Annotated in this window: 24 protein-coding genes; 10 read left to right on the top strand and 14 right to left on the bottom strand. The window is 65.3% G+C overall.

The features are described from left to right. Positions 1-29 precede the first annotated feature (29 nt). From GGD65_RS06270 to GGD65_RS06280, 3 genes are all read right to left on the bottom strand, one after another. Positions 30-1,862, bottom strand: coding sequence for a PQQ-binding-like beta-propeller repeat protein (locus tag GGD65_RS06270; RefSeq protein WP_183234669.1), 1,833 nt, complete (start codon positions 1,860-1,862; stop codon positions 30-32). Between the two features lie 99 nt (positions 1,863-1,961). Further along, on the bottom strand, positions 1,962-2,675 hold the full coding sequence (locus tag GGD65_RS06275; RefSeq protein WP_183234670.1) for a class I SAM-dependent methyltransferase: 714 nt from the start codon (positions 2,673-2,675) through the stop codon (positions 1,962-1,964). Positions 2,676-2,872: 197 nt separating this feature from the next. Continuing rightward, entirely contained in the window at positions 2,873-4,570 is a 1,698-nt protein-coding gene (locus tag GGD65_RS06280; protein ID WP_183234671.1) for a methyl-accepting chemotaxis protein, read from the bottom strand. Between the two features lie 246 nt (positions 4,571-4,816). Here GGD65_RS06280 and GGD65_RS06285 point away from each other — a divergent pair, with 246 nt between their 5' ends. Next, positions 4,817-5,017 carry a hypothetical protein gene (locus tag GGD65_RS06285; RefSeq protein ID WP_018322178.1) on the top strand — a complete coding sequence of 67 codons (201 nt, stop codon included), beginning with the start codon at positions 4,817-4,819 and terminating at the stop codon, positions 5,015-5,017. A gap of 3 nt (positions 5,018-5,020) precedes the next feature. On the opposite strand, the gene GGD65_RS06290 is transcribed toward GGD65_RS06285, so the two are convergent. After that, positions 5,021-5,185, bottom strand: a complete 165-nt coding sequence (locus GGD65_RS06290; RefSeq protein ID WP_018322177.1) for a hypothetical protein — start codon at positions 5,183-5,185, stop codon at positions 5,021-5,023. 99 nt (positions 5,186-5,284) lie between these two features. Here GGD65_RS06290 and GGD65_RS06295 point away from each other — a divergent pair, with 99 nt between their 5' ends. Both GGD65_RS06295 and GGD65_RS06300 read left to right on the top strand, forming a co-directional pair. Next, the gene (locus GGD65_RS06295; protein WP_183234672.1) at positions 5,285-5,659 is read left to right on the top strand and encodes a hypothetical protein; all 375 of its coding nucleotides are present in this window, start codon (positions 5,285-5,287) and stop codon (positions 5,657-5,659) included. Between the two features lie 304 nt (positions 5,660-5,963). Beyond that, positions 5,964-6,218 (top strand): hypothetical protein, encoded by a 255-nt coding sequence (locus tag GGD65_RS06300; RefSeq protein WP_183234673.1) that lies wholly within the window; start codon positions 5,964-5,966, stop codon positions 6,216-6,218. 27 nt (positions 6,219-6,245) lie between these two features. On the opposite strand, the gene GGD65_RS40945 is transcribed toward GGD65_RS06300, so the two are convergent. The 4 genes from GGD65_RS40945 to GGD65_RS06320 form a co-directional block, all read right to left on the bottom strand. Further along, on the bottom strand, positions 6,246-6,488 hold the full coding sequence (locus tag GGD65_RS40945; protein WP_018322173.1) for a DUF6719 family protein: 243 nt from the start codon (positions 6,486-6,488) through the stop codon (positions 6,246-6,248). Positions 6,489-6,737: 249 nt separating this feature from the next. Next, positions 6,738-7,445, bottom strand: coding sequence for an outer membrane protein (locus GGD65_RS06310; protein WP_183229926.1), 708 nt, complete (start codon positions 7,443-7,445; stop codon positions 6,738-6,740). Positions 7,446-7,731: 286 nt separating this feature from the next. Further along, positions 7,732-8,166: a hypothetical protein gene (locus GGD65_RS06315; RefSeq protein ID WP_183234674.1), complete on the bottom strand. Its 435-nt coding sequence runs from the start codon at positions 8,164-8,166 to the stop codon at positions 7,732-7,734. A 212-nt stretch (positions 8,167-8,378) separates the two neighbouring features. Continuing rightward, positions 8,379-8,786: a His-rich protein BRANT gene (locus tag GGD65_RS06320; RefSeq protein ID WP_183234675.1), complete on the bottom strand. Its 408-nt coding sequence runs from the start codon at positions 8,784-8,786 to the stop codon at positions 8,379-8,381. Positions 8,787-9,036: 250 nt separating this feature from the next. Between GGD65_RS06320 and GGD65_RS06325 the strand changes: the two genes are divergently transcribed. Both GGD65_RS06325 and GGD65_RS06330 read left to right on the top strand, forming a co-directional pair. Then, a complete protein-coding gene (locus tag GGD65_RS06325) occupies positions 9,037-9,579 on the top strand; it encodes a tetratricopeptide repeat protein (protein ID WP_092260345.1) in 543 nt (180 codons plus the stop codon). A gap of 108 nt (positions 9,580-9,687) precedes the next feature. Continuing rightward, positions 9,688-11,070, top strand: coding sequence for a serine hydrolase (locus GGD65_RS06330; RefSeq protein WP_183234676.1), 1,383 nt, complete (start codon positions 9,688-9,690; stop codon positions 11,068-11,070). Between the two features lie 51 nt (positions 11,071-11,121). Here GGD65_RS06330 and GGD65_RS06335 read toward each other — a convergent pair whose 3' ends face one another. After that, on the bottom strand, positions 11,122-12,690 hold the full coding sequence (locus tag GGD65_RS06335; protein ID WP_183234677.1) for a S10 family peptidase: 1,569 nt from the start codon (positions 12,688-12,690) through the stop codon (positions 11,122-11,124). 249 nt (positions 12,691-12,939) lie between these two features. Here GGD65_RS06335 and GGD65_RS06340 point away from each other — a divergent pair, with 249 nt between their 5' ends. The 3 genes from GGD65_RS06340 to GGD65_RS06350 all read left to right on the top strand — a co-directional run bounded on the left by GGD65_RS06340 (position 12,940) and on the right by GGD65_RS06350 (position 14,969). Beyond that, positions 12,940-13,719, top strand: a complete 780-nt coding sequence (locus tag GGD65_RS06340; protein ID WP_018322166.1) for an NAD kinase — start codon at positions 12,940-12,942, stop codon at positions 13,717-13,719. A 97-nt stretch (positions 13,720-13,816) separates the two neighbouring features. Further along, on the top strand, positions 13,817-14,362 hold the full coding sequence (locus GGD65_RS06345; RefSeq protein WP_008549760.1) for a response regulator: 546 nt from the start codon (positions 13,817-13,819) through the stop codon (positions 14,360-14,362). 28 nt (positions 14,363-14,390) lie between these two features. Next, entirely contained in the window at positions 14,391-14,969 is a 579-nt protein-coding gene (locus tag GGD65_RS06350; RefSeq protein ID WP_183234678.1) for an Hpt domain-containing protein, read from the top strand. Between the two features lie 154 nt (positions 14,970-15,123). Here GGD65_RS06350 and GGD65_RS06355 read toward each other — a convergent pair whose 3' ends face one another. From GGD65_RS06355 to folE, 4 genes are all read right to left on the bottom strand, one after another. Next, positions 15,124-16,299: a DUF2336 domain-containing protein gene (locus tag GGD65_RS06355; RefSeq protein WP_092260354.1), complete on the bottom strand. Its 1,176-nt coding sequence runs from the start codon at positions 16,297-16,299 to the stop codon at positions 15,124-15,126. A 165-nt stretch (positions 16,300-16,464) separates the two neighbouring features. After that, positions 16,465-17,544 (bottom strand): lytic transglycosylase domain-containing protein, encoded by a 1,080-nt coding sequence (locus GGD65_RS06360; protein WP_183234679.1) that lies wholly within the window; start codon positions 17,542-17,544, stop codon positions 16,465-16,467. Positions 17,545-17,723: 179 nt separating this feature from the next. Beyond that, the gene (hisI, locus tag GGD65_RS06365; protein WP_183234680.1) at positions 17,724-18,146 is read right to left on the bottom strand and encodes a phosphoribosyl-AMP cyclohydrolase; all 423 of its coding nucleotides are present in this window, start codon (positions 18,144-18,146) and stop codon (positions 17,724-17,726) included. A gap of 83 nt (positions 18,147-18,229) precedes the next feature. Beyond that, a complete protein-coding gene (gene folE / locus GGD65_RS06370) occupies positions 18,230-18,922 on the bottom strand; it encodes a GTP cyclohydrolase I FolE (RefSeq protein WP_018322161.1) in 693 nt (230 codons plus the stop codon). A gap of 235 nt (positions 18,923-19,157) precedes the next feature. Here folE and GGD65_RS06375 point away from each other — a divergent pair, with 235 nt between their 5' ends. Next, positions 19,158-19,613 carry an iron-sulfur cluster assembly scaffold protein gene (locus tag GGD65_RS06375; protein WP_018322160.1) on the top strand — a complete coding sequence of 152 codons (456 nt, stop codon included), beginning with the start codon at positions 19,158-19,160 and terminating at the stop codon, positions 19,611-19,613. Between the two features lie 67 nt (positions 19,614-19,680). On the opposite strand, the gene GGD65_RS06380 is transcribed toward GGD65_RS06375, so the two are convergent. Beyond that, a complete protein-coding gene (locus tag GGD65_RS06380) occupies positions 19,681-20,580 on the bottom strand; it encodes a hypothetical protein (RefSeq protein ID WP_179734357.1) in 900 nt (299 codons plus the stop codon). A gap of 247 nt (positions 20,581-20,827) precedes the next feature. On the opposite strand from GGD65_RS06380, the gene yidD reads away from it, so the two are divergent. Further along, the gene (yidD, locus tag GGD65_RS06385) at positions 20,828-21,166 is read left to right on the top strand and encodes a membrane protein insertion efficiency factor YidD (RefSeq protein ID WP_026202695.1); all 339 of its coding nucleotides are present in this window, start codon (positions 20,828-20,830) and stop codon (positions 21,164-21,166) included. Positions 21,167-21,196: the final 30 nt, after the last annotated feature.

Consider the following 21,196-nt stretch of genomic DNA (forward strand, 5'->3'; position numbering starts at 1 on the left):
TCCGGGACACGAGAGCGAACTCGTGACGCTCACTCCGTCCCCACCTCGAACGCCAGCAGCACGTTGCCGGCGACGCCGCTCCATTGGCCGTAGCCGGAATTGGTGTAAAGCATGCCGCCGGCGATGACCGGCCCGGGGCCGTCGATCGCGCCGCCATGGGCGGGGACGCCGTTCACGGCCTTGAAATCCTGCGCGGTGTCGAACTCCCAGAGCAGCTTGCCGTCGGTGGCATAGGCGCGCAGGAAGCCGCTGACGCCGCCGGAGAACACCACGCCCGGGATCAGGCTCACCGCTGCCGAGAGCGCGGGGCTGCATTTGGGGCGGTCGCCGCAGGCGACCGGCGGCACTTCCATCGCGATCTTGCCGCTGGCGAGGTCAAGTCCGAACAGGCCGCCGCCTTGCGTGGAATCGAGTTGCCGCGTGCCGTCACGCATGAAGCGCACGTCGGAGTTGGCGACATAGATGCGCTCACCGTCCGCGGCCGAGCCCCATTCGCTGCCGCCGAGCGCTCCGCCCTTCCCGATCCGGGTCTGCCACAGGATCTTGCCGCCGTCGTCGGGATCGAGCGCGTGCACGACGCCGGATTTCTGCGCGATGACGAGCACGCGTCTGCCGTCGCGCAAGGTCACGAGGATCGGCGACTGGCCGAAATCGTGATCGGGTCCGTGATCCTCGGGACAATTGGACTTGTCCGCGGTGAAGCACGCCACGACAAAGGCATCCTTCGGCGTCGCCTGCTGCTTCCAGAGCAGCTTCCCGGTCCCAAGCTCGAAAGCGAGGATCGCGTCGGCGGTTACCGCCGGCGGGTTGGAGTATGAATTGCTGGTCGCGACATAGACAGCGCCCCGCTTCGCATCGATCGTCGGCGCCGACCAGATCGCGGCGCCGGACGGACCGAAGAGCTGCGTGCCCCTCGCACTCTTGCCGGTCGGATGCGGCACTTCCGGAATCGTATAGGCCTGCCAGACCAGCTTGCCGGTCGCCGCGTCCAGCGCCACCACGCTGCCGCGGAAGGTGCAGCATTCGTAGCTGGCCTGCGAGCCGGCCGCTTCCTCGATCGAGGACACCGGCACGTAGAGCACGCCGGAATGCAGCGTCGGCGCTCCGGTGATGCGCGCGGCCGCGTGCTCCTCGACCTTCGTCTTCCAGATCAGCGCGCCGGTCAGCGCGTTCACGGCGTAGACGTTGGCGCGCAAATCGCCGAAGAAGATCGCGAACTGGTCGGAGCCAGGAAGCGGCGCAAAGCTGATCGCGGCGCGCACCGCCGCATCGATCGCCAGCGTCCACAGCGTGCAGCCGCTGCGCGCGTCGAGCGCGTGCACCTTGCGATCGGTGCCGCCGATGAACAGCATTCCGCCCACGATGGTCGGCGGCGCAAACGACACCGAGGCGCCGGGGAATGCATAGGCCCATTTCAACCGCAGGCGCGGCACCTGTTCCGCCGTCAGCCCCGCCATGTCGGCGGGCTGGAATCGGCTGTTGTTGGTGTCGACGCCCCATCCGTTCCAGCGCGGACCGTCGAGGGCTTGCGGAAAACCGCTGGCCTGCTGCGTACAACGACCTTCCGCGTCGGCCGCAACGCCGCCGGTCGCGATCTTGCCGGTGACGAAGGACGCTATCGCGCGGCGTTCCGCGTCGCTGCGATCCTTTGCCATCGCCGCCATGCTGCCGGAGGTCAACGCCGCCAGCACATGGTCGAACGACATCGCCTGTAGGGCGCCGCGGCCCGGCACGCGGGTCTGCACATCGCCGTCGTGGCATTGCGCGCAATGCGCGGCATAGAGCGCGGCCCCCTCCTGCTGGGCCAGCGCCGGCGCGCTGCACCAGATCAACAACGCGGCCAGGACAGCACGTGCTCTCATGGTGGGCTCCGGCAGGTCACCGCGATACGAGATCGCTCCACAACCCAAAGTCTATCGCCGGGGCGATCACTGATGCAATGGACGTTCCGCCCGCAGCTGTCACACATCCGTGGCCGTGCGGACGCGACCCGGCAACTCATCCAGCCGCCAGAGCCCGAGGCTCTTGTCGCGCCAGCCGCCATCGCCCTCCTCACAGCGCTCATCGATCAATTCGCGCGGCACCGGCCAGTCGAACGGCGCCTTCGTCATGTTGAGCGCGCGCCAGTCGCCATCCTCGCAATCGCGGTTTTCCTCCCACTCCGGAAACGTCGTGGCGAGCAGGAATTGCGCGCCGCTCTCGCGAAAGCGGGCGATCACGCGGGCAATGTTCTGAAAACTCAGATGCACCAGGCAGTCCCGGCACAGGATCAGATCGGCGCGCGGCAATGCATCGCACGTGATATCGGCCACCAGGAATCGGCCGGACAATTCGCCGCGCGCCGCACGCGCGTTGTTGGTCTCGATCAGCGACCGCACGATGTCGATGCCGATGTAATCGAGGTCGAGCTTGACGCGGCCGATCCAGCCGGCATCGCCGCAGGGCGCATCGAGCAGCGAGCGCGCGCCGAGCCGTTGCAGCAACGAAGGAAGCGCCTCCCGGATCGCGGCGGTGGCCGAGTCCTCCGAGCCGAGGCCCGACACCGAGTCGGGAGCGCCCCAAAGGTTCGTCCGCTCGATCCGTTCGAACCGCGCGGCGAGATCTAGCCCCGAGAAGTTGTCGCGGTCGGCGACGAAGCGTTCGTGGGCGAGCACGGGAGGACGATTGGAGATCATGGGATCGGACTCAAGGTCGAGATTCCGGTGCAAACACGCTATACTCGCGTCCGATGCGCTCGACCACCCCGACAGAGAAGGCCAAGATCGTCGCCGGCGCGGTGACGGCCGTCGTCATGACGGCCATGCTGCTCGTGTTCGTGCTCGGTTTCCTGCTGGCCTGATCGAGGGCGCGGCATGAAAGCCGCCGCGCACACTCAGGCCGTACGCACCGTCCGCAGGAATTTCCCGACCTCGTCCTTGAGCCGGTTGCTGTCGGTCGCCAGCATCTTGGCGGTCGAGAGCACCTGCGAGGAGGCCGAGCCGGTCTCGGCCGCGCCGCGCTGCACGTCGGTGATGTTCGTGGAGACCTGCTGGGTGCCGTGAGCGGCCTGCTGGACGTTGCGCGAGATCTCCTGGGTCGCGGCACCCTGCTCCTCGACGGCCGCGGCAATGGTCGAAGACACCTCCGACAGCCGCTCGATGGTCATCGAGATATCGCGGATCGCGTTGACGGATTCCTGGGTCGCGGTCTGAATGCCGGAGATCTGCTGGCTGATCTCGCCGGTCGCCTTCGCGGTCTGCTCGGCCAGCGTCTTCACCTCAGAAGCGACGACCGCGAAACCGCGGCCGGCCTCGCCCGCCCGCGCCGCTTCGATCGTGGCGTTCAGTGCCAAAAGGTTGGTCTGGCCGGCAATGGTGTTGATGAGCTCGACGACGTCGCCGATCCGCGTCGCGGCAACCGAGAGCTCGCTGACCCGCTCCGTCGTGGTGCGGGCCTGGGCGACGGCTTCGCCCGCCATTCGCGCGGATTCCTGCACCTGCCGGCTGATCTCGTTGACCGAGGAGGACAGCTCCTCCGTGGCGGTCGCGACCGACTGCACGTTGCCGGTGGCTTCGCCGGACGCGACTGCGACGACCGAGGTCAGCTCCTGCGCGCGCTGCGCGGTGGTCGCCAGCGTCGAGGACGATGCTTCGAGCTCGGTGGAGGCGGATCCGACCGTGTCGATGATCTCGCCGACTGCACGTTCAAAGCCGTCGGCGAGGTTGACCATGTCGCGGCGGCGTTGCTCGGCAGCCTGCTTCTCGGCTTCGAGCTGTGCAGCCTTGAGGCGCTCGACTTCCAGTGCATTGGTCTTGAACACTTCGACCGTCTTGGCCATGTCGCCGATCTCGTCGCGCCGGTCCTTCTCGGGCACCTCGGTCTTGAGATCGTTGCGGGCAAGTCCCTCCATGGCGAGCTTGAGCCGGGCGATCGGCTGCGACATCGCCTTGAGGCCGATGAACAGCGCGATCGCGATGCCCAGGATCAGGCCGCCGGCGCTGACGCCGATCACGGTCCAGGTCGCGGCGTGGGCGTCGCGGTTGATGGCGTCCTTGCGCTTGGCGACGACCTGACCGGTTTCGGTCGTGAACTTGGCGATGCGCAGCAGGGCCGCATCGATCAGGGGATCGCACTCCTTGTGCGCGCGTTCGGCTGCCCTGACGTTCTCTTCCGTGCTGCTGGCCTGTGAGCCGGCCTGGAGCACCGGATCGCAGCCGATGAAAGCGGCTTTCAACTGGTCGCCGATGCTCCTCAGCTCGCCGGCACGCGATGGATCGTCCTGCTCGGCCGCATCGAGGAATTGACGGATTTCGTCGCGGTTCTGGGTCGCGGTCTTGAGGCGTTTGGCATTGCCCGCCTCGGTTGCCTCGGTGAACACCGCATAGAGCGCCGCGTGGTAGGTCTCGGCGCGGCGCTGGGCGCGGGTGAGGTTGAGAGAGGAGGATTGCGCGGCGGAGAGCTCGCCGAAACCGTCGACGGTCGCGGAAAGTTCGCGCACGCCAAAGGCCGCGACGGCGATCATCGCACAGCCCATCACGGTCACGATCAACGCGACCTTCCAGACGATCTTCAGATTGTTCAAAAAGCTCATTTGTGCCGTCCAATGATGGTGCTGCCGGCGATAATCCCAGCACCGTGCATTGGAACCGGCGGATGTTAAGATTTAACCTCAATTCGCCCGGGTATTCTTACGCAAAAATAACCCTTCTGCGCTCGGGCGTAAGCCTGGCGTAAGCTTCGGCCCGTTTTCGGTCGCGCGATCGGCATCGCCAGCCCGGAACCGAGCCTCCGCGTCAGCCGTTGTCGACCTATGCGGATCAGGGAAGAAAACCGAAATATGTTTCTGCTGGCGACGGTGGCGTTGTGCTGTGTCGCCGTGGCCGGGACATTGACGTTGTTGGAGCCGATGCTTTCGCCGGCCCCCGAAAAGCGGGTCGCGGAGACAGCCGTGATCGACGTCACCCGGACACCGGTTCAGACACCGGTCCGGGTGGTTGGCGCACCGTTCGAGCCCAACATCAATCCGCGCCAGCGATAGCGCTCACCTCGGCGACGCCTGCGTGCCCTCCTCGGGCCGGCCATGCGCACGCGCCAATTCCTCGACGAACGCGATCACCTCCGCCCGCTTGTCGGGCGGTAGCGACAAGAACGCGCGGATGAGCCTCAGGCCCTCCACTTCGTCCGACCGTTCTTTTCCGGAATCCATCCGACTAATGTCGGGTGACCGGGAAAAATATGCAATCCCTGTTTACCGCCTTGATTCGGCGCAGCCGCTTTGCTGGAATGGGGCCGGCTGAGGTGGATCATGAAATGGATCGCGGAACGCGACGCGCTGATCGCGCAGACACTGGCCTTCGTCCAATCGGTAACCGGCAGAAAGGATGACGTCCTTCCGCCGGACGGGACCTCGGTTGCCACGACCGTCGCGGTCGAAATCGTTGCCGTGAAGGCCGCCGCAGTCGAGATCGAGCTGCCGCAAGCTCCGGTACCGCCCCCACCCACGCCTCTGCCGCCACCGCGGGCGATCGGTGATTTCCGCACCGAGATGCAGGCCCGCATCGCCAATTTCCGCAAGCATCAGGAGCGGTTCGAGCGCGAGCGCGAGGAATATTGTGCCGAAACCCTGACCAGATTGCGCGCCGCCATCCACGACTCCCCGGCCCCACCGGCCAGAAAATAAGGCCCCCCTCCCGTCAGAGGGGCCTATAGCCAGGACCACACCAGCCAAAGATTGGCCGCGCAGGCGCCGAATAACGCCAGCGTCAGCGGCAGGAGCATGTGCCCGCAGGAGGTCTTCAGGTCGCTCGTCATGGCGGAAAACATCCGCTGATTCCGCCAAACGAGTCCCAAGGATTCTTTTCTTCCCGATTCAGGACTCGTTAAGGACTCAGGGGCCCGGCAGCCCGATCACGGCCCCGTGATCGCCTGCCCCCCGGAACCGCCGGCCCATGAGGTCGTTAATGCGCTTTCCGGGAGCGGGAAGAATGCCCTACGCCTTGTTCTGCAACGACGCCCAGATCAGCAAGGTCTATCCGAGTGAAGCCGACGTCTGGAAGCTCGCGTATAGGAGCGGCCTGGTCGTCGACGTCAGCGCTGACGAGGACCGTCCTGGGCCACGCCGGGTGCTCGACAACGACTACGAGATCAAGCCCTGCCGGGTCGCGCAGGGTGAGGACCCCGCTCGAAACAAGGCCGAGGCCGACCGCCAGTCGAAAATGGAGCTCGAGCTGAATCCGTGAGATCTGGCGGCGGAGGCCGCCAAGCGATCAGGGCGTTGCGGTTGCCAGCGAGGCCTGCTCACCGGCCAGCGCCACGCAGGCCTTGCGGCGATGCAGCCCGCGGATCGCGCCGGTGACCTTGAGCACCTTGCCCGACGGGCAGGACGCGTCCTTGACGAAGGCCACCTCGTAAGGTGCCAACATCAAAGGCTCGGATTTGAGGATTGTCTGTGCAGAGCACGGCAGGCAGATAAAGCACGAGAGCACCACCGCCGACACCAAGATACGCATGTCCGTCGTCCCACCAGCCCGGTAATTCTCATATAACGCTTTCCGGAGCGCGAGTTCCGTAAGCGGCAAAAATTATTTTTGCTTTACCCAAGTCCCATGACGCGCGTGAGAAGGCGCCCGCCGGAATGTTTTCCTGCAAATGACGCGCCAGATGGTTCATGCAAAGCAAACATGGGGCCGACAGGCAAGAGGCTGACAAACGAAAGGCCGGCAGAGCCGGCCTTTCCAGAGCGTGGTCGCGGTGGAGGGTCAGTAGCGCGAGGCTGCCGGACCGCCCCAGCCGAAGCGGTAGTTCACACCGACCTTGACGGTATGCTCGTCTTCCCGGCCGCGAACGCCGACGATGTCGGCCGGGCCGGAGGTGAAGGTGGTGCTGCCGAAATTGTAGTACTGGTACTCGGCCTTGGCCGACCAGCTCGGCGCGAACATGTATTCGAGGCCGGCGCCGACGGTGTAGCCGTCCTTGCTGTTGCCGGTGGTGGTGAAGCCCTGCGGCACGCCTGCGACATTGACGCCCAGGCCGCCATTGCGCCAGGCGTAACCGCCCTTGGCGTAGAGCAGCGCCGGACCCCAGGTGTAGCCGACGCGGCCGGTCACCGACCCGAGTTGGTCGGTGTTGGAGGTCACCTGCGTGCCCGCCGGGAACGTGACACCGTTGTTGTTGGTCGGCAGCCAGGAATACTGGGCCTCGATACCCACCACCCAGTTGGGCGCGAACTGGTAGTCGAAGCCGCCCTGCACGCCGCCGAGGAAGCGGGCGTCGCTGGACTGGAAGCTGCTGTCGCCGGCAAACGCGCCGCCGACATGGCCGCCGATGTAAAAACCGGTCCAGTTATAAATCAGCTGCGGCGGCGTATAGGCCGGGGCCTTGGCGTAGGTGCGCGGCTGCATGTCCGCGGCTGCCGCCGGCGCGGCCAGCGCAAGCAGAGCAGCTGCACCCAGCAAAATCGATTTCATGATCATCCCCGTTCTTTCATTTACGACACTCAGGAAACAACGTGGCGTGAATTGGGTTGCTTCGCGGCGATGCCGGAACGTTGATCGCTCGTGACTGTGACGGAGGGGCAACAACGCGATTTTGTTCCGTCCCGTCGTCCTGCACCGACTATTCTTGTCGTCTGCGCAGCACCTGCCGTAACAATTTGTCGCGAGGTCAAACCGCCCCGTTCAAAGCTCGCCGAAATGTGATCCCGCGGCTCCGGCAGTATCGTTCTAGCACCCGGCGATGAAGACGGGCTTTGCGCTACCGCGTCATCTTTTCGAGTTCCGGAAAGGGTACGTAAACCGCGCCGGCGCAGAGCTCGCTCGTACGGTCGACGACGCGGTCCGCGCGTCCGTTGACGAAGATCACAGCGCGTTCCCGCATGGCCTTGTAGCTGCCATCGGTCTCGCGCGGGGTGAAGTGCAGGCAGCTCACATAGAACTGCCGGCCGCCGACCTCGCGCTGGACCGGCTCGGCCATGCTGGCCTCACGCACGCCGACCGGGTTGTTCAGATAGGTGCGCATCAGGGCCGGGATGTCGCCGCGGAAATTGTCCGGAAACGGCTGCGGCCCTCCGGCCTGAGTCCCACCGATGATGGTTGGACGATCACCGTCGCTGCCGAAACATGCCGCGAGCGCCAGCGGCAATAACAGGACCGATGCCAAGCTCGCCGCAAGTTTCGCCAATCGCCCCACAGATCCCGCTCCCGCTCGAACAGACTAAGGGGACGTTCTAGCCGCAAGGTCGCTCAAAGGGAATTCGCGTCCCCGGGGCTTTGCGACGCACGCACCGTCCCGCCGCCGGCGTCTTTCGCTTTCGCGCAAGGCGCCGAGACGACGGGCCGGGCCTGACGTCCTGACGCGGCGGCGGGGCAATGCTTGGGATGCCGCCGCGAGAGGATCAGTCGTTAGCTGCGCTTCTCGGTGGTTGCCGGCTTGGTCAGGTCCGGCTGCGCCTTCAGCGATTTCTTCGCCGACAGATGCTTGTGGTGATGGCGATGGGTGCGCACGGTCTTGTGCTCGTCGGACGTGACCGCTGCGTTGGCATTCAGCGCCTTCGACTTGCTATCCACCTTGGCGTCCGCCTTGACGTCGGCGGGCTTGACGTCGCCGGCCTTCGCGTCGGTCTTGGCATCGACCGCCTTGGCATCGGCCTTGATGCCGGTGTCCGGTTTCGCGGCGGTGGTCGAGGCCTTGGTCTGGCTCTGGTCCGCCTTGATCATCGGGGCCGTAGTGGTCTTGCCGGCCTCGGCAGCGAAGGCCGGGGCTGCGATCACGGAAGCTGCGAGCAAGGCTGCGGAAATGGTCTTCAGCATGGTGGTCTCCTCTTGGAAGGATCTTCAGGCGGCGCCCTCTCGCCTACCCTTCGATCGTGGGTGGGAGCCTAGGGGCGGCGCGCTGAACCCTGTCTGAAGCCCCCTGCAGGCTTCCGTTCATCTGGATGACAAGTTTGTCATCCGCGCCCTGGCGAATAGATCGTGCGGAGCGGGAATGTTTTCGCCAGACGGGTGTTCCGGTCTTCGGGCAATCGTGTAGGATCGCCACGTTCCATACGGGAGAATTTAGATGCGCAAACTCTCAATGCTTGTCGTGCCGGGATTGGTCGCCATGTCGCTGGCGACCGCGCCGGTGCTGTCCAGCGCCTATGCCGCCGGCAGTGACGAGCCCTCGCCGCCGCCGAAGTCGGACTCCTCGTCCAAGAAGGGCAAGAAGAAGAGCTCTTCGGTCAGCGATCCCAAATTCCTCGCCGCCTATCGCACGGCCTATACCGCGATCTACGACAACCACGACTACACCGGCGCGATCGATCAGTTGAAGTCGCTCAAGCGCGACGACGTCGCCGACGTCGCCAACCTGATCGGCTACTCCTATCGCAAGCTCGGCGACTACCAGTCGTCGAAGGTCTATTACGAGCTGGCGCTGAAGGACGATCCGAACCACGTCCGCACCTGGCAGTATTACGGCCTCTGGCAGCTCGAGCAGGGCAATCGCGAACAGGCGCAGTATCATCTGAACAAGATCGCCTCGCTCGCCGGCACCGACAGCTCCGAGTATCGCTCGCTCGCCACGGCGCTCGACAAGCCAACCGGAGCGACGCTCGTCTACTAAGATAATCGCATCTTCGAATGCAGCGAACGGGCACAACCTTTCGGTTGTGCCCGTTCGGCTTTCTCGGCTAGCCTCTCGCATCGATTTTCCCAGCAAAATTGGTGTGCAATGGACCCGTGGCTGCGATCCGCGATCGACTACATCGGCTCCTGGATCGAATTCCAACTGACGACAATCCAGCAGCCAGGCGTCATCATCGCATTCGCCCATCGCGGCGAGATCGTCGCCGAGCATGCGTTCGGCCTCGCCAATCTCGATACCGGCGAGAAGCTCACCCCGCGCCACCGCTTCCGTATCGCCTCCCATTCCAAGACCTTCACCTCGGCCGGCATCATGAAGCTGCGCGAGCAGCGCAAGCTCCGGCTCGACGACACGGTCGGCCAATATGTCGGCGGACTGCATCCGCGCGTCGCCGAGACCACGATTGCACAGGTGCTCTCGCACAGCGCCGGATTGATGCGCGACGGCGCCGATTCCGGCCAGTTCATCGACCGCCGTTCCTATCTCAACGCGAAAGAGTTGCTCGCGGAATTGAAGCTGCCGACCGCGATCGAGCCCGGCACCCGCTTCAAATATTCCAATCACGGCTTTGGCCTGCTCGGCCTCGTCATCGAGGCGGTGACCAAGCAGCCCTACTCAGCCTGGATCAAGCGCGAGATCGTCGAGCCTGCGGGCCTGCGCGCAACCGAGCCGGACGCGCCGCTACCCAAAGGCGCGTCGTTCGCGCGCGGCCACACACGAAAGCTGCCATTCGGCGAGCGATGCGTGATCCCCGGCGACAATCCCGCACAGGCGATGGCGTCCGCCGCCGGCTTCGTTGCCACCGCCGGCGACACCGCGCGCTTCTTCGCGCAGCTTGCGCCCAATGCGAAGAAGAGCGTGCTCTCGGTCGCGAGCCGCCGCGAGATGACGCGACACCATTGGCGCATTCCGCAGAGCTTCGAGGGCTATTACGGCCTCGGCGTCAATGCCGGCAAGACCGACGGCTGGGACTGGTTCGGCCATGGCGGCGGCTTTCAGGGCTACATCTCCCGGACCTGCGCCATCCCCGCTTGCGAGCTCACGATCAGCATCCTCAGCAACTCCATCGACGGCGCGGCGCCGTTCTGGATGGACGGCGCGATGCAGATCTTGCGCGTGTTCAAGACGCGCGGCACGGCCGACCGGCGCCTGCGCGACTGGACCGGCCGCTGGTGGACGATCTGGGGCGCGAGCGACCTCGTGCCGATAGGCAACCGCGTGCTCGTCGCCAATCCGCAATTCAACAATCCGTTCATGGATGCCGCCGAGATCGAGGTCACCGGCCGCGACACCGGCAAACTCGCCTGGGCTGCGGGCTATTCCAGCCATGGCGAGCCGGTGCGCCGGATCCGCGACAAGCGCGGCAGGATCAGCGAGGTCTGGATCGCCGGCGCCAACGTCAAGCCCGCAGGCGTCGTCGCGAAGGAGATCGCGCGCCGCTATCCGCCGCGCAAACGGAGGCCTCTTTAATCGGAGCATGATCCTATCGGAAAACCGCTATACACTTTTCCGGATCATGCTCTATTCCCTGATCAGCGCCTCGACCTCGCTGCGAAACGCCTGCCGCGAGCCGCCTTGCGAATAGAACATGTGGCCGCCGGGATAGACGGCGAACTTCACGCGCTGCGTCGCAAAGGCCGGCATCTGATCGAGCACCCGCTTCGTTCCGAAATAGGGCGTGGCAAGGTCGAACAGGCCGTGCGCGACCAGCACGTTCAGTTTCGCGTCGGTGGCGAGGATCTGGCGCAGCTCGGATACCGATTGCGGCGGGTTGATGCCACGGCCGAAATCCCAGTGACCTTCCACACTGCCGTTCAGGACTTCATAGGAGCCGTCGGGCCGCCAGTTGAGCTTGCGCGTGAGCACATCGACCGCGGCGCTCGTCAGCGGCGCCTGGAGTGCGTCGCCCGAGGGGTCGCCGAACCGCGAGCTGCTCGAATCCGGATAGGGATCGAAGCCGCGCACGGAGGCGTCGTAACGTCCCGTCACCTTGCCGTTCTTGCGGTCGAATTCGCGGCGGAATTCACCGACGTCGAAACGGCCGGCGAGCCGGCGGCTCACCGCCTGGTCGATGCCGGTAAGCGCGGCGACCTTGTCGGCAAGACGATTGGTGGCCTCCTTGTCCGCCTCGCCCTTGACGAGGTCGGCCAGGAATTCGCCGCGCGCGTAGGCCTCGACGTCGGCGAGATCGGCGCGCTTGACCGGCCCTTTTGCCTCGCGCGCCACCGCCACATAGCTCGGCAGCGTCGCGACATATTGCAGGAGGCTGGTGCCGGTGAACTCGCGGAAATCCAAGAGCGGCGACACCAGGATCAGGCCCTTGACGCCGACGCCGTGCTGGAGCTGCAACTGGCGCACCACCTTCGGCCCGCGAATGCCGCCATAGCTCTCGCCCGCGACGTATTTCGGCGAGGTCAGGCGGTCGTGCTTCTCAAGCCAGCGGCGGATCACCAGCGCGATCGCGTTGACGTCGCCGTCGACGGAGTAGAACGATTTTCGTGCGTCCTCGCCGCTCGCAATGAAGCGGCTGTAGCCCGTGCTGACGGGATCGATGAAGACGAGATCGGTGAAGTCGAGCCAGGTCTCCGCGTTCGGCTTCACCTCGGGCGAGGCCGAGGGCGACAGCGCTTCGCCGTCGAGCGGCAGCCGCCATGGACCGGCCGCGCCGAACTGGAGCCACGCCGAGGACGCGCCGGGCCCGCCATTGAACAGGAACGTGACCGGGCGCGTGGCGCGGTCGGCGCCGTCGAGCTGGTAGGAGGTATAGGCGATGTCGGCCAGCGGCTCGCCCTTGCCGTCGAACACGCGGATGGAGCCGGCGGTCGCGGCGAAATTGAGGGTGCGGCCGGGCAGATCCAGCGTCTGCTTCGTGGTCGAATCCGCGGGGAGACGGTGCGGCTCGGCCGCGGACGGCGAAGCCTGCGTCGCGCTTTGCGGATTGGTGGCGCGCCCACCCTTCTGTGCCGCTGGCGATGCCGCCTCGGAGCGCGGCTGCGGCGGATCATCCGCGCGCGCGACACTCGCGAGCGCGGCCGCGGACACGGCCAGCGCGAGCCCGGTTCGTCGCAGCGTCGGCAAGATCGTGAACATGATCGTTCTCCCTGCCCGGCTGTCACAGCCGGTGCGCATCAAAGCTAGCGCGGAATTGCGACGCTTTGCGGGATCACCGGCCCGATGGGCAAGTAAGGCGCCCGGGCCGGCTCAAATCAACCCGTTTTGTTCTCCGGATCGACAATCGCCCGTTTGCCTTGAGACCCGGTCATCCTCGACAATGCAGGGCCACCTCGTATAGACGAGCCCGGCGGAACTTCCTCCAGCCAGCGGCCTGCCTGACAAGCCATGACCAAGCCCCAGCGATACGAACGCATCGCCTTCGTCGCCAGCCCGAGCAGCGAGGCGCAGACCGCCTTCAGCCAGCTCACCAGGGACTATGGCAATTGCGACCCCAGGGAGGCCGACGTCGTGGTCGCGCTGGGGGGGGACGGGCTGATGCTCCAGACGCTGCACCAGAACATGCGCACGGGAAAGCCGATCTACGGCATGCATCGCGGCACCGTCGGCTTCCTGATGAACGAATACGCGACGCACGATCTGCGCACGCGGCTCGAGACGGCGCATGAATCCGAGATCAATCCGCTCCTGATGCGTGCAACCGACGTCAATGACCGCGTCCATTTGCACCACGCCATCAACGAGGTCTACCTGTTCCGGCAGACCTCGCAGGCGGCGCGCCTGCGGATCCTGATCGACGAGCGCGAGCGCATGCCCGAGCTGATCGCCGACGGCATCATCGTGGCAACGCCGGCCGGCTCGACGGCCTACAATCTGTCGGCGCAGGGACCGATCCTGCCGATCAACGCCGCCCTTCTGGCACTGACCCCGATCAGCGCCTTCCGCCCGCGCCGCTGGCGCGGGGCGCTGCTGCCCAACACCGCCTATGTCGTGATCGAGGTGCTGGAGGACGACAAGCGTCCGGTCGCGGCCGTCGCCGACCATGAGGAGGTCCGCAGGGTCCGGCGGGTCGAGGTCCTGTCCGACAAGAGCATCTCGATGCGCATGCTGTTCGACCCCGGCCACAGCCTGGAAGAACGCATTTTGCGCGAGCAGTTCGGCTACTGAGCCCCTGCCCCGCACGCTGCGGGAGCCCGGTCGCAACCCTTCGTTAACCCTCGCCACGATATGGTTAACGAAGGTTGACCGCTTTGGCCCGGGCGTCATGTTCCGTATCGACTTCAACAAGCTGCGCTTCCTCGTCTGCGACGACAATCCGCACATGCGCCGCATCCTGCGGACGCTGCTGCATTCCTTCGGCGCGCGCGAGGTCTATGAGGCCGAGGACGGCGCTACCGCGCTGGAAATGTACAGCCATTACGTGCCTGACATCGTCATCACCGACTGGGCCATGCCGATCTTCGACGGGCTCGAGCTGGCGCAGATGATCCGGCAGCCGGAATCCAAGGGCAACCCCTACGCGCCGATCATCATGCTGACCGGCCATTCCGAGAAGCGCCGCGTCACCGTGGCGCGCGATGCCGGCGTCACCGAATTCCTGGCCAAGCCGATCTCGGCCAAGGGGCTCTATCAGCGCATCCTCAACGTGGTCGCCAATCCCCGCCCCTTCATCAAGACCAAGACCTATTTCGGGCCGGACCGGCGCCGCAACACCAATTCCGCCTATATGGGTCCCGAGCGCCGCGTAGGCGAGAAGCACGAGGTGCTCCAGCAGCCCTCGCTGCTCGACAAGGCCCGCTCATCCATCTAGCGCAACGCCTTCAGACGAGGCAGGCATCATGGCGAAGAACAGCGCAAAGGACATCGAGGTCACGGCCTTCGCCACGCATCAAATCATCACGCAGCCCAACCCGCTGCGGAAAGTCCTGCGCCGGGTCGAAGGCAAGGACATGGACGATCCGATCGGCCGCGCCGAGCAGGCGCTCGCGGGCCTGTCCGGCGAGTTCAAGGATTGGATGACGACCGAGGTCAACCGTCTGTCGGCCGCCTATGTCGCCATCCGCAATGACGGCTTCACCAAGGAGCGGCGCGACGAGCTGTTCCGCGCCGCGCATGACATCAAGGGCGACGCCGCGACCTTCGGCTATCCAGCCGCAGCCGGAATCGCCGAGAGCCTGTGCCGCGTCATCGAGCATGCGCCTGATCTGGAAAAGGTGCCGGCCGAATTGTTCACGCACCACATCAACGCCATCCTCGCCATCGTGCACGAGAACACCAGGCTCGACAGCATCAGCGTCTCCGCCGAGCTCAGCCGCCGCCTGCGCAAGGTCGCCGACGATTATCTCACCCAGGTCAACCGCGACCGCCCCGAGCATCTCGAGGTGATCCTCGCGCCGAGCATAGCGCCGGCGGAGTAAAGGCCCGTCTTTTTCATCTCGTGGGAGGCTGCTCCATCCACACGGGCAGCATCGTAGGGTGGGCAAAGCGAAGCGTGCCCACGATTCATCTCGAATCATACTGATAGGTCGTGGGCATGGCGCTGTGCGCCTTTGCCCACCCTACGGCAGCTCGCTACGCGGCAATCAGATCGCCATACAGCGGATCGATCGTATCATCCGCGACCAGCTCGTCGCAGAACAGCCTTGCTTCCTCCCGCGCGGACTCCGTGGCGAAGCGGCGGAGCAGGACCATCAGCGGCTCGGTGACGCCGCGGTCGGTCTCGCAATGGGTGAGCACGCGCTCGACCATGCGCCGACGCAGCCGCACCGCTCCGTCGTCGCTGTCGACGAAGCCCTGCTCGTGGCAGGCATCGAGCGCGACCTGGAACGCCGCGAACGTCGCCTCGGGAAGCCCGGCGCGGCGCAGCAGCGCGTGCAGGCTGTTGCCGCCGCGGTCGTGCAGCAGCGCGGTGACGCGCGCCAGCGGCAGGTCGGCGAGCTCGGCCAGCGCCGCGTCGAACAAATCGAGATTGCTCGACAACAGCGCGCGCAAGATGAGGCCTGCCGTGAGCTGGCCGGTGATGCGCAGGTGCCGCACCAGGCCCTGCATGTCCTCGCCGCGCGAGCGCGATGCGATGTTCATGGTGGAACGGTCGCGCGCCTCGAGCGCGATGCGTTCGGCGCGGTCGGCGCTGAGCCAGTTCCGCGCCACGACGAATTGCGCCAGCGTCTCGGAGAGCTTCGCCACCAGCGCGGCACGCGTTGCGGACGGCAGATCGTCCAGCACCAGCATCGCCTCGCGGATCGCGGCGAGATGGCCGTGGCGCTCGACGATGCGGTCCCAGGAGAATGGTGCAAGCTCGGCGTTGGGATTTTCGATCAGCTCCAGCGCGGCCGCCGCGCAGCCGACTTCGGCGATGGCGGCGCAGACCGAGACCGGCAGCGCGATGCGGCGTGCGACCGCGCATTGCACCTCGTCATTGCCGGTCGCGACGATGTCGACGAGATCGGCATCGATCAGCAGCGGGGAATGTTCGAGCACGGGCAGCGCGACGGTCGGCTGGTCCGCCGACAGCGCCCGCACGATCGAGGCCGGCGCATCCGTGCTGCGCGCAAAAGCCTCGGCCATCGCCTGCCGCACCAGCGGCGAGGGATCGTCGAGCTGCATCAGAAGCGCGCCTTCGGCGGCGAGGCGGTCGTCGGTCGAAAGATCTGATATCAGCCAGGCCCGGGCCAACGCCCGTGTTGCCTCGGCCCGCTCGCCGGCGGGCGCCGTCCTGATCCAATTGATAAACTGCCGAACAATCATGCTGCTTCCGGCTTACACAACAAACGAAAATGGTGACGGCTCGTCACCTGCAACACAAAATAAACCACGACGCTTAACAAAGCGTTCACCATAACTGGCTGGTTTTATTGACGTTTTGTTAAGGGAACAGAGGCGCTGCAGCGCGTCCGGGACACGAGAGCGGGGTCAGCTCGAGAACGTGCCGCTGCGATCGCTGAACAGATCGAGCGGCTGCGGCGGACGCACATCCGGCGTCGCGGATGCAACTGAGGTCGCTGGTGCGACCGACGTGAGCGAGGCGTTGTTGCCCCACAATTTCTGCACTGTGGTCGAGACCGGCTGCGTGGCATCGCCGGGCTGATAGATCGAACGAAACACCGGCGTGGTCGGGGCATTGTCCGCGACCGTCGTCGGCGATGTCGCACTGACGGGCGTCACCGCGCGTGTGTTCGGGAAGGTCTGGAGATAGGCGGCGTTGTCGATAACAGGCGCGGTGGGCTGCACGCCGCTCGCGCTCGCAACCTCCGTGGTCGACGGCGTGCCGCCATACATCGCCATCGCGCTGCGGGTCGTCCTCGAATTGGCCGCGCTGGCGTAGCGTGCGTCCAGCACCGAATAGACTTCGGAGACGCTGCGGGCGCGGCCGTCCCTGGCGTAGAAGATCGAGCGGTTGGCAGATGCCGCATTGGGAAACAGCCGCGCGCCGACCGCTTGCGGATTGTCCTCGGCATTGGCGATCAGCTTTGCGGCGCCACCGACGCCCATGAAATGCGCCATGTAGAGTTCGCTGTCGCTCGGCCTGCGCCCGAGCAGGCCCGTCAACTTGAAACTGTTCGACTGCGTCAGCGCCGCCGCCATGCTGGAGGCGGCCTCGGGATCGTCGCGCAGCTTCATGATCGACCGCTTCATCGCGGGATCGTCGACGGCGTAGCCGCCCGACGTCGTCCTGGAGATCGCGTTGGCATAATTGCCATAGCCGAGCTGGGGGCCGGCCTCCTTCACCGTGCCGAGCCAGGTCTGGTCGATGAACTGGTAGAGCCCGTGCGCGGATGACGTCGTTGCACCCGCCGTCGGATCGAAATCCGATTCCATCTTGGCGGTGGTCAGCATGTACTGGAAGCTGACGCCTGAAACATTCGAGGCCTGCTTGATCGCACCGGCGACGCGCGCCCGCGACGGATCGAGAACCGCCGTCTGCGTGGCACTGGAATTGTCGACCGACATGATGAGGTGCCCGCCCCGCGCGGCGTTGAGCAGCGCCGGCAATTCGGCGCCCGTCGTCTCACCGTGGGACAGGTATGGTTAATGCGGGGTTAATTCGGGGGGCGCCCCCTCTCCGAGTCATTCCGGGGCGCGCGCAGCGCGAACTATGGCGCGCAGTTGCGCACCTGAGAATCTCGAGATTTCCGGGTTCGGCTCTTTGAGCCGCCCCGGAATGACGGAAGTCATTTCTTGTAGACCGCGTCCGGATCGAACAGCCGCTCCGCATCGGCGAAGACGAGCCTGGCGCCGCCCGATTCACCCTCGACCTTGCGATAAAAGCACGACCTTCGCCCGGTGTGGCAGGCCGCGCCGATCTGCTCGACACGGATCCAGACTGCGTCCTGGTCGCAATCGGTGCGCATCTCGATCACGCGCTGGGTCTGCCCCGAGGTCTCACCTTTTCGCCACAAGGCATTGCGCGAGCGGCTGAAGTACCAGGCCTCGCCGGTCGCGATCGTCTTGCGCAGCGCCTCCTCGTTCATGTGCGCGACCATGAGCACGTCACCGGAGGCGACGTCGGTCGCGACGCAGGTCACGAGGCCGCTCGCGTCGAACTTGGGCAGGAAGGACAGGCCTTCCTCGATCTCATGGGAGTGGGCGGACACAGCGACCTCGCTAGAGCATGATCCGGAAAAGTGTGAAGCGGTTTTCCGAAAAGATCATGCTCAAACAACAGAGCTTTGCGAGGTCAGCGCTGCAGGCCTCGCACCAGGGACAGGAAACGGGCCTGCTCCGCCGGATTGTCGCGGAACATGCCGGTGAAGCGGCTGGTGAAGGTGGAGGCGCCATGCTTGGCGACGCCGCGCACCGACATGCAGGTATGTTCGGCCTCGATCAGCACCGCAACGCCGCGCGGCTTGAGGACCTCGTCGATTGCAGCCGCGATCTGCGCCGTCAGATGCTCCTGGGTCTGGAGCCTGCGGGCGAAGATGTCGGTGAGGCGGGCGAGCTTGGACAGGCCGACAACACGTTCCACCGGCGTATAGGCGATGTGCGCCCTGCCGTAGAACGGCATCATGTGGTGCTCGCATTGCGAGGTGAACTCGATGTCGCGCACCAGGACGAAATCGTCATAGCCCGCGGTCTCGCCAAAGGTGCGGTCGAGCACTTCGGCCGGGCATTGGTGATAGCCCTGATAGAGCTCGTCGAAAGCCTCGACCACGCGGCGCGGCGTGTCGAGCAGGCCCTCTCGCTCGGTGTTCTCGCCGATATAGGCGAGCAACGTCTTCACCGCCTGTTCGGCCTCGGCACGCGCCGGGCGCGGCTGATCGGCGCGGACGGCGGCCGCGAGGAATTCGGCAGGGTCAAGCTCGGCCGGGCGGCTCTCGGGCTGCCGGTCGGAGGGCTTGTTGGGGCGGATGGATTTGATGGTCGCGTCCATGTCTACTCCGTTCGACGGCCTTTCGGCCGGAGTGTCACCGGCAGACGGGGCGGCATGCCGCCGGACGCCTGAAGAGAACAGTTGAACCCGGCGAAAAGGTCCTCACCTCTCCCGTCGGCCGCATGGCCTGTCGCCACCGCCGCTGGACTGTTTTTCCGCCAGTTCCGACCCTATATAGGACCGTGGACGGCGCCCGCCAAGGCCGATCCGATGCGGAAGTGCTGGACCCCATCACATGCTGAACGACATCTACAACAAGCGGATCATCGAATTGGCCGGGAATATTCCGCGCCTCGGACGGCTGCCCGACCCCGATGCCTCCGCCACCGCCCACTCCAAGCTGTGCGGCTCGACCGTGAAGGTCGATCTCAAGATGGAGGGCGACAGGGTCACCGACTTCGCCCATGACGTGAAGGCCTGCGCGCTCGGACAAGCCTCCTCATCCATCATGGCAAGTCGCATCGTCGGCTCGACTGCGAGCGAACTCCGTGAGTTACGCGAAACTGTTCGCAAGATGCTGAAGGAGAACGGTGCGCCTCCTGAAGGCAAATGGGAGGAGATCAAGTTCCTCGAGCCGGTCCGCGACTACAAGGCGCGGCACGCCTCGACGCTCCTGACCTTCGATGCGGTGGTCGACGCCATTGGCCAGATCGAAGCCAAGGCCAAGCAGCCGGCTGCGGCGCAGGGCTGAACTTCCCCAGGTCATTCCGGGGCGTCGCCAAGCGACGAACCCGGAATCATGATCAAGATTTCAGAGCTTACTTCTGCGTCGCCGGAGCCGGCGCGGCCACGCCACCGGTCGGCACCAGGGCTTCCGCCGTCTTGGTCGACTTGGCAGCTTGCGACTGCTCCGGTTCCGCGCCGAACCTCGCCTGCGTCTTCGGCGCAAGCTCGGCCATTGCCGGCGCGGAGATGTCCACATGCGGCAGCACGTCGGCGACGAGATCGGTCGTCACGAGATTGGTGAGCTTGAGTTCGCCGGCGTCCAGCTCATGCAGGTCTTCCCAGGGCGGCACACTGAGCGCGAGCGACAGCAGATCGCCGGCTCCGCCCATGTCGAAGGTGTATTTGGCGAGCCGGCCGATGTCGCGTTCGACGATCATCAGGTCCTGAGCGCTGTAGCTCGCCGCCTTCGCATCGTCGGCGCGGTCGCCCATCCAGATCTGATGGACGCGGACATGGGCAGCTTCCGGCACGTAGCGCTTCTTGCCGGCCAGCAGCAGGAACACGCACATGGATTCGCAATAGGCCTCTGGCGCAACCGCCGGGCGGCCAGACTGCCCGCCGCGGAGACTTACGCCGACCGTGGTCAGGAGTCCGAGATTGCGGAAACGTCGGCCGAGGGTGATCGCGTCGTTGACGGAACCGCCGCTGGAATCGAGCACCACGGTGGCGCCGCCGAGCTGGCGTCCGCGGGAAAACTCCTCGAAATCCTTCGGTGTGTCAGCGGTGATGATGCCGACCGCGCTGACCCAGCCGCGGCAGTTCGGCTCGCAGGCAATCCAGTTGAACTTCATCGGCAGCTTGCGCTCTTCGAGAGCAACACCCGCGCGAGCCGATGACCCGAGTGTCGCGACGGCGCCAGCCAGCACGACTCCACAGACGGCGGTTCCCACCAGCAACCAGCCGCGAAGATTAAGGGAGTTCAGAAGTCTCAATCTGGTTCCTTCCCCAAGCCCCTAAGGTCCCCAACAATCCTTGGTAGCGCCCTCTGAGTCCATCATACAGGCGTATGTTTCTACACATGGACGTCACAAAAATGGTATCCGTGGGAATACAGATCGTCCACAGGTACTTGCTGCACTGCTCCCAAAAAGCACGCAAAATATGGCGCGCAAACAACAGCTTACAGTTCCCTGCGCCGGAACTGTGCAACACCTCGATCAACATCGCAGCAAAGCGCCCATGAAGCATTCAGCCTGCGAGCATTGTTCCAATCCGGTCGAAGGTGTGCTCCGGCTCCCGCGCAGATTCGGCCGTGCGCTGATCTGGCTCTACCGGCACACGCTGTCGCCCCTGGTTGGTTACAATTGCCGGCATCTGCCGACCTGCTCCGTCTATGGCGACGAGGCGATCGAACGCTTCGGTCTCTGGGCCGGCGGCTGGATGACGCTCGCGCGCCTGCTCCGCTGCAATCCGTTCGGCACGTCGGGCATCGACAATGTACCGCTCACCGCACCGCCAGGCGCACACTGGTATCTGCCCTGGCGCTACGGCCGTTGGCGCGGCGTCAATGCATCCTGAGAGTGCTGCGATGCTCTGAGCATCGGTGGC

Origin of the sequence: Bradyrhizobium sp. CIR18 (assembly GCF_014198295.1) — a bacterium.
GTDB lineage: Bacteria > Pseudomonadota > Alphaproteobacteria > Rhizobiales > Xanthobacteraceae > Bradyrhizobium.

Bases quoted from the DNA above. Each gene is read 5' to 3' on its own strand.
- GGD65_RS06270 (WP_183234669.1), bottom strand. From the start codon at position 1,862: ATGAGAGCACGTGCTGTCCTGGCCGCGTTGTTGATCTGGTGCAGCGCG.
- GGD65_RS06275 (WP_183234670.1), bottom strand. From the start codon at position 2,675: ATGATCTCCAATCGTCCTCCCGTGCTCGCCCACGAACGCTTCGTCGCC.
- GGD65_RS06280 (WP_183234671.1), bottom strand. From the start codon at position 4,570: ATGAGCTTTTTGAACAATCTGAAGATCGTCTGGAAGGTCGCGTTGATC.
- GGD65_RS06285 (WP_018322178.1), top strand. From the start codon at position 4,817: ATGTTTCTGCTGGCGACGGTGGCGTTGTGCTGTGTCGCCGTGGCCGGG.
- GGD65_RS06290 (WP_018322177.1), bottom strand. From the start codon at position 5,185: ATGGATTCCGGAAAAGAACGGTCGGACGAAGTGGAGGGCCTGAGGCTC.
- GGD65_RS06295 (WP_183234672.1), top strand. From the start codon at position 5,285: ATGAAATGGATCGCGGAACGCGACGCGCTGATCGCGCAGACACTGGCC.
- GGD65_RS06300 (WP_183234673.1), top strand. From the start codon at position 5,964: ATGCCCTACGCCTTGTTCTGCAACGACGCCCAGATCAGCAAGGTCTAT.
- GGD65_RS40945 (WP_018322173.1), bottom strand. From the start codon at position 6,488: ATGCGTATCTTGGTGTCGGCGGTGGTGCTCTCGTGCTTTATCTGCCTG.
- GGD65_RS06310 (WP_183229926.1), bottom strand. From the start codon at position 7,445: ATGAAATCGATTTTGCTGGGTGCAGCTGCTCTGCTTGCGCTGGCCGCG.
- GGD65_RS06320 (WP_183234675.1), bottom strand. From the start codon at position 8,786: ATGCTGAAGACCATTTCCGCAGCCTTGCTCGCAGCTTCCGTGATCGCA.
- GGD65_RS06325 (WP_092260345.1), top strand. From the start codon at position 9,037: ATGCGCAAACTCTCAATGCTTGTCGTGCCGGGATTGGTCGCCATGTCG.
- GGD65_RS06330 (WP_183234676.1), top strand. From the start codon at position 9,688: ATGGACCCGTGGCTGCGATCCGCGATCGACTACATCGGCTCCTGGATC.
- GGD65_RS06335 (WP_183234677.1), bottom strand. From the start codon at position 12,690: ATGTTCACGATCTTGCCGACGCTGCGACGAACCGGGCTCGCGCTGGCC.
- GGD65_RS06340 (WP_018322166.1), top strand. From the start codon at position 12,940: ATGACCAAGCCCCAGCGATACGAACGCATCGCCTTCGTCGCCAGCCCG.
- GGD65_RS06345 (WP_008549760.1), top strand. From the start codon at position 13,817: ATGTTCCGTATCGACTTCAACAAGCTGCGCTTCCTCGTCTGCGACGAC.
- GGD65_RS06350 (WP_183234678.1), top strand. From the start codon at position 14,391: ATGGCGAAGAACAGCGCAAAGGACATCGAGGTCACGGCCTTCGCCACG.
- GGD65_RS06355 (WP_092260354.1), bottom strand. From the start codon at position 16,299: ATGATTGTTCGGCAGTTTATCAATTGGATCAGGACGGCGCCCGCCGGC.
- folE (WP_018322161.1), bottom strand. From the start codon at position 18,922: ATGGACGCGACCATCAAATCCATCCGCCCCAACAAGCCCTCCGACCGG.
- GGD65_RS06375 (WP_018322160.1), top strand. From the start codon at position 19,158: ATGCTGAACGACATCTACAACAAGCGGATCATCGAATTGGCCGGGAAT.
- yidD (WP_026202695.1), top strand. From the start codon at position 20,828: ATGAAGCATTCAGCCTGCGAGCATTGTTCCAATCCGGTCGAAGGTGTG.